General features: G+C 65.4%; 16 protein-coding genes. 5 read left to right on the top strand and 11 right to left on the bottom strand.

Annotated features, from left to right (window positions below):
* Positions 1 to 51: 51 nt before the first annotated feature.
* On the bottom strand, positions 52 to 1662 hold the full coding sequence (locus tag L1F31_RS00410; protein ID WP_265418769.1) for a nucleobase:cation symporter-2 family protein: 1611 nt from the start codon (positions 1660 to 1662) through the stop codon (positions 52 to 54).
* A 557-nt stretch (positions 1663 to 2219) separates the two neighbouring features.
* Between L1F31_RS00410 and L1F31_RS00415 the strand changes: the two genes are divergently transcribed.
* Positions 2220 to 3680, top strand: coding sequence for an 8-oxoguanine deaminase (locus tag L1F31_RS00415; protein WP_265418770.1), 1461 nt, complete (start codon positions 2220 to 2222; stop codon positions 3678 to 3680).
* Positions 3681 to 3742: 62 nt separating this feature from the next.
* Here the strand turns inward: L1F31_RS00415 and L1F31_RS00420 are convergent, their stop codons facing one another.
* The gene (locus tag L1F31_RS00420; protein ID WP_265418771.1) at positions 3743 to 4228 is read right to left on the bottom strand and encodes a hypothetical protein; all 486 of its coding nucleotides are present in this window, start codon (positions 4226 to 4228) and stop codon (positions 3743 to 3745) included.
* A 145-nt stretch (positions 4229 to 4373) separates the two neighbouring features.
* Between L1F31_RS00420 and L1F31_RS00425 the strand changes: the two genes are divergently transcribed.
* Positions 4374 to 4826, top strand: a complete 453-nt coding sequence (locus L1F31_RS00425; RefSeq protein WP_265418772.1) for a DUF2871 domain-containing protein — start codon at positions 4374 to 4376, stop codon at positions 4824 to 4826.
* A 132-nt stretch (positions 4827 to 4958) separates the two neighbouring features.
* Here L1F31_RS00425 and L1F31_RS00430 read toward each other — a convergent pair whose 3' ends face one another.
* Positions 4959 to 5765, bottom strand: coding sequence for a MerR family transcriptional regulator (locus tag L1F31_RS00430; RefSeq protein ID WP_265418773.1), 807 nt, complete (start codon positions 5763 to 5765; stop codon positions 4959 to 4961).
* Positions 5766 to 5872: 107 nt separating this feature from the next.
* Here L1F31_RS00430 and L1F31_RS00435 point away from each other — a divergent pair, with 107 nt between their 5' ends.
* Positions 5873 to 6676, top strand: coding sequence for a type 1 glutamine amidotransferase (locus tag L1F31_RS00435; RefSeq protein WP_265418774.1), 804 nt, complete (start codon positions 5873 to 5875; stop codon positions 6674 to 6676).
* Between the two features lie 253 nt (positions 6677 to 6929).
* On the opposite strand, the gene L1F31_RS00440 is transcribed toward L1F31_RS00435, so the two are convergent.
* From L1F31_RS00440 to L1F31_RS00455, 4 genes are all read right to left on the bottom strand, one after another.
* A complete protein-coding gene (locus L1F31_RS00440; protein WP_265418775.1) occupies positions 6930 to 7769 on the bottom strand; it encodes a hypothetical protein in 840 nt (279 codons plus the stop codon).
* Positions 7766 to 8380 (bottom strand): DUF6114 domain-containing protein, encoded by a 615-nt coding sequence (locus L1F31_RS00445; RefSeq protein WP_265418776.1) that lies wholly within the window; start codon positions 8378 to 8380, stop codon positions 7766 to 7768. Before L1F31_RS00445 ends, L1F31_RS00440 begins: the two co-directional genes overlap by 4 nt.
* A complete protein-coding gene (locus L1F31_RS00450; RefSeq protein ID WP_265418777.1) occupies positions 8380 to 8994 on the bottom strand; it encodes a DUF6230 family protein in 615 nt (204 codons plus the stop codon). Before L1F31_RS00450 ends, L1F31_RS00445 begins: the two co-directional genes overlap by 1 nt.
* Before the next feature lie 362 nt (positions 8995 to 9356).
* On the bottom strand, positions 9357 to 10295 hold the full coding sequence (locus L1F31_RS00455; protein ID WP_265418778.1) for a LysR family transcriptional regulator: 939 nt from the start codon (positions 10293 to 10295) through the stop codon (positions 9357 to 9359).
* Positions 10296 to 10431: 136 nt separating this feature from the next.
* On the opposite strand from L1F31_RS00455, the gene L1F31_RS00460 reads away from it, so the two are divergent.
* Entirely contained in the window at positions 10432 to 11700 is a 1269-nt protein-coding gene (locus L1F31_RS00460; RefSeq protein ID WP_265418779.1) for a M20 family metallo-hydrolase, read from the top strand.
* A complete protein-coding gene (locus L1F31_RS00465; RefSeq protein ID WP_265418780.1) occupies positions 11697 to 12905 on the top strand; it encodes a diaminopropionate ammonia-lyase in 1209 nt (402 codons plus the stop codon). Before L1F31_RS00460 ends, L1F31_RS00465 begins: the two co-directional genes overlap by 4 nt.
* On the opposite strand, the gene L1F31_RS00470 is transcribed toward L1F31_RS00465, so the two are convergent.
* The 4 genes from L1F31_RS00470 to L1F31_RS00485 all read right to left on the bottom strand — a co-directional run bounded on the left by L1F31_RS00470 (position 12832) and on the right by L1F31_RS00485 (position 17209).
* Complete coding sequence (locus tag L1F31_RS00470; protein ID WP_265418781.1) at positions 12832 to 14376, bottom strand: AbgT family transporter; 1545 nt, start codon at positions 14374 to 14376, stop codon at positions 12832 to 12834. The two genes, L1F31_RS00465 and L1F31_RS00470, sit on opposite strands and share 74 nt — an antisense overlap.
* A gap of 196 nt (positions 14377 to 14572) precedes the next feature.
* Entirely contained in the window at positions 14573 to 15385 is an 813-nt protein-coding gene (locus tag L1F31_RS00475; protein WP_265418782.1) for a creatininase family protein, read from the bottom strand.
* Positions 15382 to 16113 (bottom strand): FadR/GntR family transcriptional regulator, encoded by a 732-nt coding sequence (locus L1F31_RS00480; RefSeq protein WP_265418783.1) that lies wholly within the window; start codon positions 16111 to 16113, stop codon positions 15382 to 15384. Before L1F31_RS00480 ends, L1F31_RS00475 begins: the two co-directional genes overlap by 4 nt.
* Positions 16114 to 16171: 58 nt before the next feature.
* Positions 16172 to 17209: a CE1 family esterase gene (locus tag L1F31_RS00485; protein WP_265418784.1), complete on the bottom strand. Its 1038-nt coding sequence runs from the start codon at positions 17207 to 17209 to the stop codon at positions 16172 to 16174.
* Positions 17210 to 17275 lie beyond the last annotated feature (66 nt).

Raw genomic sequence — 17275 nt, forward strand, 5'->3', positions numbered from 1 at the left:
CTTCCCGACCCGAGGCCACGGCATCGTTCGACCGCGACCACCAAGCGAGGCTCAGCTGTCGTCGTCCTCGATCAGACGGCGCACGTCTTCCTGTGTTTTGACCTCACCCTTCTTCGCCGCCTCGACGACCTTCTCGTGCTGCTCATCTGTGACGACTGGGACCTCTTCGCCATTGCAGTCGACGATCTTGCCGTCCTTGACCATGTCGCCCTCGGCGAGAACGGGCTCATTGTCGAGAAGTCGCTGCAGCTCTTCCTTGCGAATGACCCGCCCGGTGCCGGCCACGAAGACCGACCGATCCGACCGATCCTTCGTCTTCACTCCGATGTGGTTGAAGACGAGGTTGAGCAGCACCGCCATCAGCGTTGCCGAAGAGATGCCCGAGTGCAGGATGATGCCGACCCAAGCGGGGAAGGAGTTGTAGAACTCGGGTGTGACGACCGGGATGATTCCGAAGGCCAGCGACACCGCGACGATGATCATGTTGAGGTTGCCCTCGTAGTTGACCTTCGACAGCGTGCGAATGCCCGACGCAGCGACCGTGCCGAAGAGGACGATGCCGGCACCACCGAGAACCGGAGTCGGCACCGCAGCGACCACACCACCCATCACCGGCAGCAGACCGAGGACGACGAGGATCGCACCGCCGGCAGTGACCACGAAACGCGACTTCACACCGGTGATCGCCACCAGGCCGACATTCTGTGCGAAAGCCGACTGAGTGAACGAGTTGAAGATCGGCGATACCGCCGAGGACAGCATGTCGGCACGCAGGCCCGAGGCGATCCGCTTCGAATCGACCTTGCTGCGCACGATCTCGCCGACAGCGATGATGTCCGCAGTCGTCTCGGCGAAAGTGACGATGATGACGATGAACATCGAGATGATCGCGGCAGCCGAGAATGTTGGCATACCAAACGCGAATGGCTCGGGGAATGCGAAGACTCCGCGATCGAGTACATGCGAGAAATCCGCCCACCCGAAGATGAGGCATCCGATGGTGCCGAGCACAATGGCCAGCAGGATCGACAGCTGCGAGATCGCCGCCACCGGGACGCGGCTGAGGATGAGCACGATGGCCAAAGTCGCCACTGCGATGAGGATATTGCGGGCACTGCCGTAGTCAGCGGCTTCCGCGTCGCCGCCCATCGCCCAGCCCGCTGCCACGGGCATGAGCGACAAGCCGATCGTCGTGATGACCGTGCCGGTGACCACCGGTGGGAAGAACTTCACGATGAGCGCGAAGGCAGGGGCCACGAGGAGACCGATCACCGAGGCGACCAGGACCGAACCGAACACCGCAGGCAGACCCCCGCCGCCGGCCAGGATCGACGTCATCGTGGCTACTCCGGCGAACGAAACGCCCTGGACCAGCGGCAGCTGCGAGCCGAAGAACGGCACACCCACCGACTGCAGGATCGTTGCCAGGCCGCCCATGAACAGGCAGGACGCGATGAGTACGCTGATGCCGTTGCCATCGAGGCCGGCGGCGTTGCCGATGATGAGCGGCACGGCGATGATTCCGCCGTACATGGTCAGCACGTGTTGCAGTCCGTACGCGAAGGAGCTGCCGATCGGAAGGCGCTCGTCCTCGGGGCGCCGCGACTTGGATGTGACCGCCGACGCGCGGCCCTTCTTAGGTGATTGGTTGGCTACCGACATCTGTCTCTCCGTTGAGTTGTCCTCGAACTCTTGCTGCTGTGCGCCGCTCGAACCGGTGGTGTGCCATATTTCATGCGGCAAGATCGGCGTGGGCACCACTGTGACCGAGGAATCGGCTTCAGAATTTCAAAGTGCGAAATGATATTTCCTTATCGCAGAACTCTAAAGGAATACCATTCGACTCGCAATACGTTTTCGTGACCTGCAGCACATGCTAGAGTCGCATTCGTCGATGTGTTCGTCAAACGGCATTCTACTGATCGTTCGCTCAGCTTGGTGGTTCTGAACCATCGTACAGTTGAGGCATTCGGTCCGTGTAGGCGGGCCGATCCGACAGCCCCGATCGAGTATTCCGTCCATACGGGCGGATCGATCGGCCCGATTGATCCGGTGGCGCTGTCGCGCCGGCATCTGCACTCATGGACGAGACATCGGACGGCGGAGCAGCAGACGCCGAAAAACCTGAGCTGGTGGCGTCAGCCCCAGCGTTGTCGCCCTCATCACAGGCCCTGCCTGATGAACGGCAGGCCGAGCTTCGAGGTCCGAAAGGCGACGACATGACAAACAGCACGACGGCCGACATCACAGCCGATACGACAGGCGGCGAGCACGCGAACGACCACCGACCCGGCGACCCGAGAGCCCGGCTGTGGCTGCGCGATCCCTTGGCCGTCCACCTCGGTGCCGGCGTCGATCCCGATCAGGCAGCCCGCGGAATCGTCATCGACCGGTCCACGGGAACCATCGTCGAGCTCGTTCCCGCAGGTGGCGAACTGAGGGGCTTCCTCGGCGAAGTCATCGATGCCTCCGGCCACGTCATCACGCCCGGGCTCATCAACACCCACCACCACTTCTACCAAACACTGACCCGCGCTTGGGCGCCCGTGGCGGATCTGCCGCTGTTCGGGTGGCTGCAGAACCTCTATCCGGTGTGGGCGAGACTGACTCCGCGCGCCCTCGAACTCGCCACGACCGTGGCCATGGCCGAACTGCTCGAATCCGGGTGCACCACCGCCGCCGACCACCACTACCTCTTCCCGACCGGCATGGACGAAGCCATCGACGTCCAAGTCGACGTCGTCCGCAAACTCGGCATGCGCGCCATGCTCACCCGCGGGTCGATGTCACTGGGAGAGAAGGACGGCGGCCTGCCGCCGCAGGAGACCGTCCAAGACGCCGAGGTGATCCTCGCCGACTCCCGTCGCCTCGTGGAGACGTACCACGAACGCGGCGAGGGGGCGCAGATCCAGATCGCCTTCGCTCCCTGCTCCCCGTTCTCGGTGACCACCGAACTCATGCGCGAGTCCGCGACGCTCGCCACCGAGCTCGACGTCCGCCTCCACACCCACCTGGCGGAGACCATCGACGAAGAGGACTTCTGCCGCGAGACCTTCGGCATGCGCACCGTCGACTACCTCGAATCCGTCGGCTGGCTCGGCGACCGGGCGTGGCTGGCCCACGGAGTCCACTTCGATGACGAGGAGATCGCCCGCCTCGGTGCCGCCGGCGCCTCAGTCGCGCACTGCCCGACCTCGAACATGCGTCTGGCCTCGGGCATCGCCCGCGCCGTCGAACTCGAGGACGCCGGAGTCAACGTCGGCCTCGGCGTCGACGGATCGGCCTCGAACGACGCCTCGAACCTCATCCGCGAGGTCCGTCAGGCCCTCTACATCCAACGACTGCGCTACGGCACCGAGGCGGTCACCTGCGACCGCGTCCTCGACTGGGCAACGAAGGGCTCGGCGGCCGCACTCGGCCGGGGAGACATCGGCACCATCGCGGTGGGCAAGCGAGCCGATCTGGCGATGTTCCGCCTCGACGGGCTCGCGTTCTCCGGCTCCCACGACCCGATCCCCGCGCTCGTCCTCTGCGGCGCGGAGAAGGCCGACCGGGTCATGGTCGACGGGCAGTGGCGGGTCATCGACGGTCACGCGATCGGCGCGGATGGGATCGAACTCGACAAGGAGGCCCTCATCGCCGCCCATCAGGAGGAGGCGCGCCGCCTCGTTGCGGGATGAGCGGAAGGCCGCGGCCGCCTCGGCGTCGCTGATCTGCGGCTACCGGTGCGGGGCCTTGCCGCTCAGTTCTCGGGCTTGCGGAACACCTCGCGCAGGTGATCGCCGGTGAGGAAGTCGCCGACGCCGATCATGACGAGGCTGAACACGATCTGCTCGGTGATCATCCACACCGGGTAGAGGCCGGGAATCGCGGCCATGACAAGCGTGATGACGGGGAAGATCTGCGTGAACAGGCGCAGGCGCTGGTAGCCCCAGTAGAAGCCCTTCGTTGCCCGCCAGAAGAAGTAGAACAGGGTCGCGGTCATGCCGAGGACGACGACGGTGCGCATCCACACGGCGAACGGCACCGGCTCCCCGGCGCGGGCGATGATGATCGCGTAGACCACGGCACCGAAGCCGAGGACGAGCTCGAAGATCAGCAGCCAGGTGATCCACGCGAGGGCGCGCTTCGTCTTCGGATGCTCGAGCCCCTCGCGCGGCACGACAAGACCCGCCTTGCTGCCGCCGGCGATGCGGTCGATCTTCGAGAACACATTCTCCATAGCCATGCGTTCAGGCTAACCCCGTCACGCCCCTGAGACCGGCCGATTCGGGGTCTGGAGGGGTGTGAGGGCAAACATCAATCGAAAGTTGGATTCCGAGTTCAATCCTGCGGGTCAGGGATCCGCGCTCGCGAACTGATGAAGTGGAAGCATGAAGAAGATATTCAACGCAGCTTTCACGTACATGATCATCGGTGTCCTCGCCGGACTGTTCTATCGCGAGTTCACCAAGGCCAACGACTTCCCGGAGGGGCAGTTCACCCAGCTCGGCGTGGTCCACACCCACGTGCTCACACTCGGATTCATCGTCCTGCTCATCGTCCTCGCCCTCGATAAGGTGTTCGGACTGTCCGGGACGAAGCTCTTCACCTGGTTCTTCTGGCTCTACAACGTCGGCGTCGTGCTCACCGCGGGCATGATGGTCTGGCACGGATCGCTCACCGTCCTCGGCGAGGAGTCCAACGCCATGATCGCCGGCATCGCCGGACTCGGCCACATCGCGCTGTCCGTCAGCCTCGTCCTGTTCTTCCTCTCCCTGCGGGGCAAGATCGTGGCCGGCAAGGCGACCACCAACAGCGCCGGAGCAGCCTCGATCGAGAACTGAGCTGGCCAGCTCCTCCTGCTCAGGGCAGGAGGCATCGCAACAGGCTGATCCTCGCCGAGGCGGGGCCGGGCCCGCGTCTGACGACATCGTCGTGGCGCGGGCCCGTTCGCATTCTCGTCCGGTGAGTCGGCTTCACCTCGCGATGGGCTGCTGAAGTTCGACCACCCAGCCCGAGCCGTCGGAACCGTCGGCGTCTGCGTCAGTTTCGAGGTAGACCTCCCGGCACGGTCCGGACAGCGAATAGCCCTGGGTGAGGCACCACTCGCTCAGATGCTGCCAGCTGGCACCGATGTGACTCATCGATCCTTCATGGATGAGAGTCGCGGCTTCAGCAGAGGGCAGCTCGGTGAAATGCAGGTTGGAGATCTCCTGGCCGGTGTCGACTCGATACCCGCAGGTGACCTCGGTGCCGTGTCCGGTGTCGGTGTAGAGGCCGACGCCCACTCCGTGTCGAGTACCTGCCTCGGCGAGAGTGGTTGCGACCTCACCGAACAGCGGACCGATCTCAGTGGTGTCGAACGGCGGTTCCCCGAGGACCAGGGCGCGGCCGAGAACTCGCTCGGCGGGCAGGTCCTTGATGATGCAGTCTGGGTGATCCATGGTCGTCCTTTCGATCAGCGTCAGCCGAAATTCGACTTCGGCCAACTTTGCTGCTGCGGCCGTCTGTTCGGCGCGCAGCTGGTGACGACGCAGGTTGAGCATGTCGGACAGCGCGGAGGTGCTGAGCTGCGCGTCGAGCAGTTCGCTGACCTTCCGCAGCGAGATCCCCAAAGCATTGAGCGCCATGATCCTGTTGAGCCGTAGCAACTGGCCGACAGTGTAGCTTCTGTGGCCGGTGAACCTGTCGACCGAGTTCGGAATCAGCAGACCGAGCGACTCGTAGTGCCGGAGCATGCGCACCGACACCTGTCCGAGCCGTGCGAACTCACCGATCTTCATGGGCCCTCCCTTCGTCGTCATCGACAGTTCACCACCTGCCACAGTGTCAGATGCAAGAGCGATTCCTGTGCCACCAGTATCCCCGCCCGATGGGCCACAATGGTGCCATGAGCACTGTGCGTATCCTCGTCATCGAACACGAACGCGGCACCGGACCCGAGCGCTTCGGGCGGTGGTTGGAAGAATCCGGCGCCGAGGTGGTGGTGACCCGCCCGTACCTCGGCGAGGTCATCCCCGCCGAGGCGCTCACTGCCGAGGCGCTCCCCGCCAGGGCACTCAACCGCGATCCGAATGCTCCCGCGGCCGGTTCGGCCGGTTCCTTTGATGCCCTCATCGTCCTCGGTGGGGCCGCCGGCCCCCTCGAAGACGCCGACAATCCCTGGTTCCCCAAGGTCAGGGACCTGCTTCGGGCCTCGATCGACGGTGAGTTCCCGAGTCTGAACATCTGCCTCGGCGGAGAGATGCTCGCCGTCGCGGGCGACGCCCCCATCACTCGGCGGGCGCACCCGCAGATCGGGATCTACGAGCTTGAGACCACCTCGGCGGGGGAGGCGGATCCGGTGTTCGGGTCACTGTCGGATCGAGCGCTGCCGTCGGTGCTCTTCCACCAGGAGGAGATGGCGCTGCCCGCAGGTGCCGAACTCCTGATCACGGGCTCGGACGCTCCCGTCCAGGCCTTCCGCCTCGGCGAATTCGCGTGGGGGACGCAGTTCCATCCCGAGACCGACGCTGCGCAGGTCACACGCTGGCTGGGAGGCAACGACCTCGCACTGCCGGCAGGCAAGACCGAGGAGTCGATCATCGCGGAGGTCGAGGACGCCGACGAGGAACTCCAAAATGCCGGTCGGGCTCTGGCCGGCGCGTTCGTCGAATTCCTGGTTCGGCGCAGTTCTCAATCGGTTAGGGCCTAGCTCGGTCGCGGTCGGTTACGGCCTAGCTCGGTCGCGGTGCCTTGATCGCGAGACCTCGAACCTGGCGCCTCGAACCTGGTGCCTTGAACCGGGCACTCTGCGTCGGAAGAGGCAGGAACGCGCGAAGGCTGCGGACTCAGTCCGCAGCCTTCGCGCTTGATCACCCCGGTGAGGGCCTGTTCCACCCCGGTGAGGGGCTTCGCCTCGGTGGACGGTGCCGCCTCGGTGAGGTCTTACCGTCTCCCGCGGCTGATCAGTCGGCCTTCTTGAGCTTCTGATCGGTGTTCGAGTAGCTGATCGAATCGGCGGTCGAGCCGACGAGGCCCATCGTCACACGCAGCAGACCGGGTTCGACGTCATCCATGGGCGGCGGGGTCTCCGGGCCGATGGTCAGCGACTTCCCGTCCTTCGTCGTGGCGGTGATCGACCCGATGTAGGTAGTGACATCGCCACTGAGCGTCATCGTGTCGGCCTTCGTCACCAGACCATGGTCCTCCTCGGGCGGTTTCACGGTGAGTGAGAAGCCGGTGATCTTGATCTCATCGGCCTGGATCTTCAGCACCACGATGCTTCCGCCGTCAGCGGTGGGCACCGAAACGAACGAGATTCCTTTGAGGCCCTTGAACGATAGGCCATCGGAGCCCATGGCGGCCGGAGTCTTCGTGAAGATCGGAGCATTCTCGTCCATCTGTGCCTCGGACGGGAATTCCCCGTTGCCCTCTTCGTCCGAATCCTCATCCGGGTCCTCGGTCGGGTCGTCGCTGGGCTCATCGAGCCCCAGGCCACCGGGGTCCGTGGGTTCCTCCGATGGTTCCTCCGTCGGCTCCTCGCTCGGTTCATCCGTGGGTCCAGGTGCCGGCAGCGACGGATCCGAGGTCGGCCGATCGCTCGGCTTCACCGGCATTCCGGGCGACACGGTCTTCGCAGGTGCCGGGTCCTTGACCTTGGCAGAATCCTCGTCATCGCAAGTGCCCACGAGTGAGCACAGCGGCGACGAGTGAGCGGCTGCAACCGATCCCGCCCCGAGAGTCGTCGGGAGGATCAGGACAGCTGCCGCCAGGATTGAGGCCGTGCGGCGGCTGGGTGCCCTCATGCAGTCTCCCCCTCAGCGGCTTCGGATTCCTTCGGTCCGCGCGGTCCCATCCAGGCGATCACGAGGATCGCCCCGATGGTGGACAGCAGCATGCCGATGATGAACCCGCCGAGGTTCACTCCGATGAGTGAATAGACTGCGAGGACGAGGCCGATGATCCCGTAGAAGACATGGTGCGTGGGCCGGAAGATCGACAGCAGGGCGAGCACGACGATGACGATCGGAATGACAGTCGCCTGCAGTCCCTCGATGCCGAACTGAATCTGCATGTTGCCCAGGTCCAGCTGACCGGAGAAGAACAGTTCGATTCCGCCGAGAATGGCGAGCACACCCCCGATGAAGGGGCGCTGCCGACGCCAATGCTTGAACCCTCGACGTTTCTCGGCGCCTTCGGTCATCTCGGCCTCCTCGCTGCGCTCGGCATCCCCCGCCTCCGGCGTCGCGACGGCGAATTCTGCCGTCTCGACGCCGGATTCGAGGTGGTGACTCTGCTCATCGGCGCGTCGACTCCGCCGGGACAGCGCAAGCAGGCTCGTCTTCTGCACGGTGGCCTCCTGTTCGGCGGCCTCCCGTTCAGGGGTCGGCTGCCCGTTTGCTGCTGAGTCCTTCATCAGCCGCACGTCTCAGATCCGTCGGTGAGCTTCAGCGACATGTCCTTGAGGGTGAAGACCGAAGCCGTGGTCGACCAGGAGTCCTGCTTGAGGTCCTTGATCGAGACGGTGTCGGCGTCCTGGGAGAAGTCGCCCTTGCTTCCCTTGGCCTTCGTATTGACGTCGGAGGCGTCGACGCCGATGCGGATGTTCTTGAATTCTGCATCGCCCTCAAGCCCGGTCATGCCGATCTGCAGATCCTTCGCCGAGGCGGGGGTTCCCTTGCCGCCGGCCTTGATGAGGATGCCGACCTTGCCCAGAGGCGTCTCCTGGACAGCCGACTGGCAGAGGTTCTCCAGGGTCGCGTCCTTGATGTTCGCGGTGACGACGGCGTGCTTGCCGCCGTCAGCGTCCTTGGCGACTCCGCTGTACTGCGAGAACCCGGTTCCCTCGAGCTGCGACGAGGTGATCTTGAACTGGGTGCCGGAAATGGCGAACGAGACCGGGACCGCTCCCTGGGCCACCCCGCCCATGAGCATGGCTGAAACGACGCCGGTGGGAATCGCGACCATCGCGATGCGGCCGGCGTGTGATGAACAGAGCCTGCGAATCAGGCTGGGATTGCGGAACTTCATTGATCCTCCTTGACCACCGACGGCATGGCCGGCATCAGCGTGTGACGTAAGTTACTACGGGGTGTTACTAGACAGTATCGCGGGTGAAGTTTGAGCGTCAACAGCTTTTGCCGACCTCGTCCTCACGGGTGAGCGCTGGGGCGGTTGCGTGGTCCGATCAAAAGCTTCCCTGCCGGAACCTGTGGTGCGCGATCATCAGATCCTATTGTTCGCGATCATCCCAGGTCAGGTGGTGTATTCGCAGCCAACGAAGACATGATCCGGCTCATGCTCGGCGCCTCCGAAGTTCCCGCGGAGAAGTCGAAATCCGGGCTGGAGCAGGGCGTGAACAAAACTTTCAAAACTCAGGAACGACTGCGGGCTCAGAGGCGGGCGAACTCCTCGGCCAGGGCGGAGCGCAGGGCGATGATCCGCGGAGTTCGGGCGCTGCCGCGGCGGATCGCCGTCGAGATGCGCCGGCTCGCAGGTTCCGGCAGGTCGCTCATCGTGATCCTTGCGGAATCGATGCCGGTGCTCGCGGCTGCCCGCAGTGACATGCGGGGGACGAGGGCCGACGCAAGTCCGAGGGAGACGAGCCGGACGAGCAGGACGTTATCGGAGGAGTCCGTGCGCACCTCGGGTTCGAACCCCGCTCGCCGGCATTCGGCGCGTGACCAGTGCCCGGCCCGGGTGTCTGCCGGCTCCATTGCCCAGGCGTGATGGGCGCATTCGGCCAGGCCCGGTCCCGAGGCTCCGGGGCCGCCGGCTGCGGATTCGGAGCTCGCGGGTTCTGCGGGGGTGATGAGGCAGAGTTCGTCGTCGCCGAGCACCTCCGTCTCGACCCCGTCGTCACGGCGAGCCGGTCGGGACGGGTAGTCCTCCTGGAGGACGAGGTCGAAATCCCGGGCGAGCAGCGCCGGGACCGCATCCTCGGTGCGGATATGCGTCGTGATGACCGTGAGTTCCGGATGGTCCCTGGCCAGTCGGGCGAGCGTGCCGGGCACGATCGTGTGCAGAGCCGTCTGGAAGGCGGCGATGCGCACGGTGCCGCCCACGCGATGTCTGACCTCGGCGATCTCCGCCTCTGCGGCTTCGAGTTCACGCAGCACGGCCTCGGTGCGGGTGACGAGGATCTGCGCTTCCTCGGTCAGGCGGACCCCGCGACCCACCCGCTCGAGCAGCGCAGCTCCGACCTCGGTCTCGAGGATCTTGAGCTGGTGCGAGACCGAAGACGGATCCTGACCCAGGGCAGCGGCAGCGGCCGCAAGGCTGCCGCGCGCTGCGACCTCCCGGAGCAGGCGGAGCCGCCTGAGACTGTACATCGCGCCTCCGTGTCAGAGCAGAAGAATTCGTGTCGAATCATGGGAAATATTCATGAGTAATGGTGAGAGCAAGTCTATCGATTTCATGAGTGGGTGTTCGTAGGCTCGACAGCAGACACCCGAGAAAGGACGAGCAATGACCTCCACCACCGCAGCAGACACACGCATCGACGGAGACCGTCTGTGGGCCGACCTCATGGAACTCGCAGCGATCGGCGCCTATGACGACGAGGCCACCGGCCTCGTCGGAGTCAACCGGCAGTCGCTGACCGATGCGGATCGTGCGGGGCGCGAGCTGCTGATCTCCTGGATGGAAGAGCTCGACCTCGAGGTCACCATCGATGAGATGGGCACGATCTTCGGCCGCCTGGAAGGGGAGGAACCCGAGCTGGCCCCGGTGCTCATCGGCTCACACATCGACACTGTGGCCACCGCGGGCGCGTTCGACGGCTGCCTCGGCGTGCTCGGCGGACTGGCGGTTCTCCGCTCCTTCGCCGAGGCGGGGCTGCGTCCGCGTCGTTCCATCGCCGTCGCCGCGTGGACCGAGGAAGAGGGAGTGCGCTTCGGCACCGATATGCTCGGATCCGCCGTCGCGGCCGGCAGGCTGAGCCTCGACCACGCCTACTCACTCAACGATGCCGCAGGTCTCAGACTCGGTGACGAACTGGAGCGCATCGGCTTCAAGGGTCAGCGGCCCGTCCGCCTCGCACCGCCACATGCCTACCTCGAATGCCATATCGAACAGGGACCGGTGCTGGCCCAGGAGGACCGCCCCATCGGCATCGTCACCGGAGTCCAGTCGATCTCCTGGCAGAAGGTGACCCTCCACGGGCGCGCCGCACACGCAGGAACCACCCCGACCGAGCTGCGCATCGACGCCGGATTGGCAGCCGCGCAGATCATCGTCGAGGTCAGACGCATGGTCGACTCCGGAGACTACGGGCGGCTGCGCGCGACGGTCGGGAGCATCGAGACCTCACCGGGGCTGCCGAGCGTCGTGCCCGATCGGGCCGAGATCACCGTCGACCTGCGCAACCCCGTCGATGAGGACATGGCCCGCGCCGAGGCGGATCTTGCCGAATTCCTCGAACATCTTCCCGACACCCAGCCAGGTCTGCGAGTCGAAACGGCACAGATGGCCCGGACGAAGGCAGTGCCCTTCGCCGAGGATGTCCAGGACGTACTCGAGACCGCGGCGAAGGAACGCGGATACGATTCGATGCGGCTGATGTCGGGGGCCGGTCACGACGCTCAGGAGATCGCGGCGATCGCCCCTGCCGCCATGGTCTTCGTGCGCGGCCAATACCAGGGGATCAGCCATAATCCCAGAGAGTACTCGACGCCCGAGGACTGCCTAGCCGGAGTCGAAGTCCTCGCCTCAGCGGTGAAGGAGCTGAGCGCATGAGCGGCGAGAAGCGCCTCTGGCTGCGCGAGACCCCGGACGACGGGACCCCGGACCCACAGCCCCTCGAACCGAAGCTCCGCGAGCCGCAACCCCGCGAACCGCAAGCTTTCCATCGCACGATCCCGGGCTACCGGGTCACTGACCTCATCGAATTGCCCGCGCTCGCCGCGGAGCTCGGGGTCGCCTCGGTGCGGGTGAAAGACGAATCGGATCGATTCGGCCTGCCCGCGTTCAAGGCCCTCGGCGCCTCATGGGCGGTCGACCGTGCGATCAGCGCGCGTCTGGGACTCGCACCTGCGGGCACCTTCACCGAACTGTGCGAACGCACCCGGGGACTCGACCTCCGCCTGGTGACCGCCTCCGACGGCAATCACGGGCGCGCGCTCGCCCGGATCGCGGCCCTCCTCGGCGTTCGGGCACGGGTCGTCGTGCCCGCCGGACTGCCGAGAAGCACGCTCGACGCGATCCGCGGTGAGGGGGCAGAGGTCATCGACAGCGGACTCGTCTACGATCGGGCGGTCGAACTTGCGGCGAACGGCTGCGGAGACAACGACCTGCTCGTCCAGGACACGGCCTGGCCGGGTTATGAGGACGTGCCCGGGTGGATCGTCGAGGGATACTCGACCCTGTTCGCCGAGGTGGAGCAGCAGCTCGGTCGCAGTGCTTCCCTCATGCTCGTGCCCACCGGGGTCGGCTCCCTGCTGCAGTCCGCCGTCGAGCAGCAGCGGCGGCACGGAGCGGAGGCCCGGGTGCTCGCCGTCGAACCCGTGACGGCAGCGTGCGTGTGCGCATCTCTGCGTGCCGGTGAGCCGGTCAGCGTCGACACCTCACAGCCGACTGTCATGGCCGGACTCAACTGCGGAACGGTCTCGAGCCTCGCTTGGCCGGTCCTCGAATCCGGGCTCGACGCTGCGGTGACGGTCACCGACGCCGAGGCGCTGGCGGCGATGGACGAACTCCACGGCCAGGGCATCGACGTCGGTCCCTGCGGAGCCGCCTCGTTGGCGGGCCTGCGCGCAGCCCTGACCGAGCTCGGCGGTGCGGGCGAGGCCGGCGGTGCGGGCGCACTCGGCCTCGACGCGGATTCGCACATCGTCCTGCTCAGCACGGAATCGGCCGCGGCGAACGAGGTCAGCGCACGGGAGCGTCCGGTCCGAGCGGAATGCCCAGACCCCACCACAGGAAGAACAGCAGGCTCCAGCTGATCGTCATGCAGATCGCCAGCGGCAGGGTGTGCGAAGCGAGAGTGCCGATGCCGGCGCTCTTCTGGTATTTCTGCATGAAGCCGAGCGCGAGGATGAAATAGGGACTCATCGGAGTGATCGAGGTCGATCCGGAGTCAGCGATCCGGAAGAGCGCCTGCGAAGTCTCCGGCGGCACCTCGAGGAGCATGAGCAGCGGGACGATGACCGGGGCCATGATCGCCCACATCGCCGAACCGGAGGTGATGAGCACGTTGACGATCGAGAGCACGAGCAGGACGAGGATGAACACCACCCAGGTCGGCAGTCCAAGGCCGGTGAAGAGCTCGGACACGGAGACCGAGACGAGCATGCCGATGTTCGTCCACTCGAAGTACTCGAGGAACTGCGCGATGGCGAAGAAGAGGACGAGGACGCCGGAGATCGATGCCAGGCCCTGACCCATGAGCTTCGGAACATCGGACCAGGTTTCGATCGTGCCCTCGCGGAAGCCGTAGACGATGCCGCCGATGCCGAAGAGCAGAGCGATGAGGAAGGCGATGCCGGTGAGGAAGGGGGACTCGCCGATGGGTCCGTCGCCGCGCAGGGGAGCACCGTCGGGGACGACGAGGACGACAATGGCGATGACCGCAGCGATGACGGCGAACATGGACCACTTGAGAGCCGAGCGTTCCTTGTCGGTGATGACGAGGTCCTCGTGCTCGGCATCCTCGTCGGCCTCGAGGTTGTCGCGCTTCGTGAGCACGAGTTCGGTGACGATGGTGATGACGATCGCGAGCAGGATCGAGCTGGCGATGTTGAAGTACCAGTTGCCGATCGGGGTGACGATGTAGTCGGGGTCGATGATGTTCGCCGCGGCTGTCGTGATGCCCGCGAAGATCGCGTCATTGGGCGTCGGGATGGGGCTCGCATCGTAGCCGGAGGCGATCGAGGTGTAGGCGACGATGACGCCGAGGACGGGGGAGCGGCCAACGGCCTTGAACACCATGCCGCCGAGGGGGACGAGGATGACATAGGCCGCCGCCGAGGCGACGTGTGAGACCGTGCCCATGAACGCGACAGTGAACACGATGAGTCCGGCCGGGACGCGGGCGATCGAGACCTTCATCGCCGTCGACAGCAGGCCCGTGCGTTCGGCCAGGGCAACACCCATGATGACGACCATGATCGTGATCAGCGGCGGGAAGGTCTCGTACGCGTCGAGTGCGGTGCTCACGGCCATGGCGATGCCGCTGCCGCTGAGCAGATTGTTCACCGGGGTCCATTCCCCGGTGCCGGGATCTTCGACTCCTGCGCCGGCGAAGGAGAGGATGAGGCTGCACACGGCGAGGATCGCCGCGAGGATCCAGAACAGCCAGAAGGGGTTCGGCAGCTTGTTGCCGACGACTTCGATGACGTTGAGGGCGCGGATGACGAGCGGCAGCTTCTCCTGCTCGGTCGTCTGCGCGGTGGCGGTGGTCGTGGTCGGTTTCATGTGAGCTCCTGAGAGTCCAGGCGGATGAATCCAGACGGAATCCGGTCGGAAGAGGACAGTTGGGAGGAGTTCTCGGGCAGTGTTTTCGGGCAAGGTGCACCAGGGCCCGGTGACTCCATCGGCAGAATCGGGTGGTGGCGTGGTCGGGATTTCGGCCAGACGGCCGGTCAGATGGCTGGTCAGTGAGAAGCGGCTGTCACAGTTTCTGCAGCTCCTGACAGTAGGAGACGAGAACGGAGATGACCTCGCCGAGGATGCCCTCCCCAGCCGCGGCAGTGGCGGTCCGCGGATCGCCGAGGACCCCATTGTCTGCGTAGCGGTCGAACGTCACCGCGGTCGACGGTGATTTCGTCCGTGACAGACGGGCGCGCGGATCGAGATCGTCGAGCCGGGTGGCGCCGGGGCTGAGATGGTCGGTGTCGACGAGATGCGCGTCGATGGCGAGCATCTGGGAAGTCTCGGACTCTCCGCAGTGGCCGCTGACCTCGGTGCGGGGCAGCGCCGCGGTCGATTCGGGGGCCAGTGCCGAGACCGGAGCATAGGCGAAGACGAAGTCAGGGTGAGTCTCGAGCAGTGACTGCTGAGCGACTCCGAGAGAGGCAAGATTGCCGCCGTGCCCGGTGATGACGAGGAGCTTGGCGAATCCCGCGTCGGCGAGCTGATGCGCGATCGAGGTGATGAGGTCGATGAACAGCTGGGGTCCGATGTTGATCGTGCCGGGCAGGAACCGGTGGTGTGGGGAGACTCCGTAGTCGATGCTCGGCAGGACGAAGGCGCGGCCGGCCTGTCCTTGGGCGCCGCCGGCGAGTTGCTCGACGACAGCGTGGGCGACGTGGTCGGCGCGGATGTTGTCGGTGCCCAGCGGCAGTCCGTCACCGTGCTGTTCACAGGCGCCGACGGGCAGGACGAGCAGGCTGCCGCGGTCTTTCGCGAGCTCGACTTCGAGTGAGGTGAGTTCGGCGTAGTCGCGGATATGCGGACGGATCTCCGTGATCGCGGGACGGGTCATCGTCGGGAGCCTTCCGTGGGGTCTGTGTCGCCGGCTTGGTTCGTGCCTTCTGTTCGGGGCGTGTCATCGGTCCAGCCGGCGAGGACTGCGGCGCGGATCGCCTCGAGGTGCTTGCGTGTGCGGTGGGAGGCTTCGAAGCCGTCACCGCGGCGGATCGCGTCGAGGATGTCGGCGTGTTCATCGTGATCGCGCAGCCGGTCATAGCTCGTCCGTGCCGCCTGCTGGGTTCGGGAGTGGATAGCCAGCAGGGAGACGAGCATCTCGTGCAGGGCGCGGTTGCCCGAGGCACGGGCGAGTTCGACGTGGAAGTGTCCGGCCGGGACCGCGGTCGTGACCTGGAGTGCATTGTCGAGAGCAGACTCCATCGAGTCGACTGCGTCGGCGTCCTGGACGGTTGCAGCGAGTTCGGCGATGCCGGGTTCGATGGCGATGCGGGCATCGAGGAGTTCGAGGGCGGCGGCGAGGTCGACGGGCACATAGTGCGGATTGTCGAGGATGCGTCGGTTGATCGCCTCGCGAACATAGGTGCCCGAACCGTGCTTGAGCTCTACGGAGCCGGTGGCCTCGAGCCGGCGCAGGGCCTCTCGGACGGTGGGCACGGTGACCTCGAAGCGGGAGGCAAGTTCCTTCGCCGAGGGCAGGGACTGTCCGGGCTGGAGGTTTTCGGTGCGAATGGTCTCGACGATTTCGCGTGTGAGCCGTTCGACGAGTCCGACGGTGGACTTCATGGTGCTCTCCTTCAAGTGTTTAAGTCATCTAATCACTTTGGGTGATGTGTGTCAACGGTCACTTCTGGGCCGGCCCCTGCGTCGAGCCCGGATGGCTGAGTAAGAACTCCCAGATCGTGTCCGTGGCCGAGAAGTCCCCAGTGACATATCCGCCGCCGCTGTAGACGACCTCACCCGGCCAGACGTGACCTCCGTCGGTGACGGAATAGAGTTCGACCGCTGCGGAGCCGGGCGACTTGCCGCACTTCGTCCACTGGGTGCGCAGCACGTCTTCGCCCTTGCGGCCGACCTTGCGCTCGGTCTTCTTCTCGCACCCGGAAGCGTCTGCCCAGGGTTGGATCCATTCGCGGACTCCTGGGTAGTCCTCACCCTGACGGTGGCCGCCGTCGTAGTGCATCGTGGCATCCCCGGTGCCGTGGATGGCGAGCATCGGAGTCGGGGTCGAATAGTCGCAGCCCTCCGTCGACTGCGGGTAGTAGGCGCCGGCGACGGGAGCGAAAGCAGAGAAGCGATCGCGCAGATGGCAGGCGAGCACTGAGACCATCCCGCCGCCATTGGACTTGCCGGTCGCATAGACCCGATTGAGGTCGATGCAGTGCTCGGATTCGACCGCATCGAGCAGATCCGCGACGAATGCGACGTCATCGGCACCGCTGGCATAGGGCGCCCCCTGCCACGATCGCTTGCCGTCCTTGAGGTCGCCATCGGGGAAGACGGTGATCGCCGGCAGCTGCGGCAAGCCCGTGTAGTTCTGGAATTCGGCACCGTCGGACCCGTTGCCATGGAAGCCGACGACCAGTGGCAGCGGCGTCGCGGTCTCGTAATCGCGCGGGATGTTGATGCGAAAGCTGCGCTCGCCGTCAGCGGTGGTGAGAGTCTTCTCGTCGTTGCCCGGCTTCTGCTCTGTGCCGCAGCCGGCCGAGGGGGCGGGGGTTGAGTCGGATCGGTCGTTCGCCTTCGCTTGGGTGTCGGCAGATGCGGTTGTGCTCGCCTGTGCCTGCGATGTGGTGGTCGGTGCGGCGGCACCCGTCAGCAGGGTGAGTCCCGCGACGGCTGCGAGCAGGGTGGTAGTGAGTCGTTTCGTCGTCGATGACATTGTGGGTCCTCTGATCGTCGGTGATCTGTGGTGAGGACTCTAACACAAGTCATCAGATGACTTGAA

The organism is Brevibacterium spongiae (assembly GCF_026168515.1).
Classification (GTDB): Bacteria; Actinomycetota; Actinomycetes; order Actinomycetales; family Brevibacteriaceae; genus Brevibacterium; species Brevibacterium spongiae.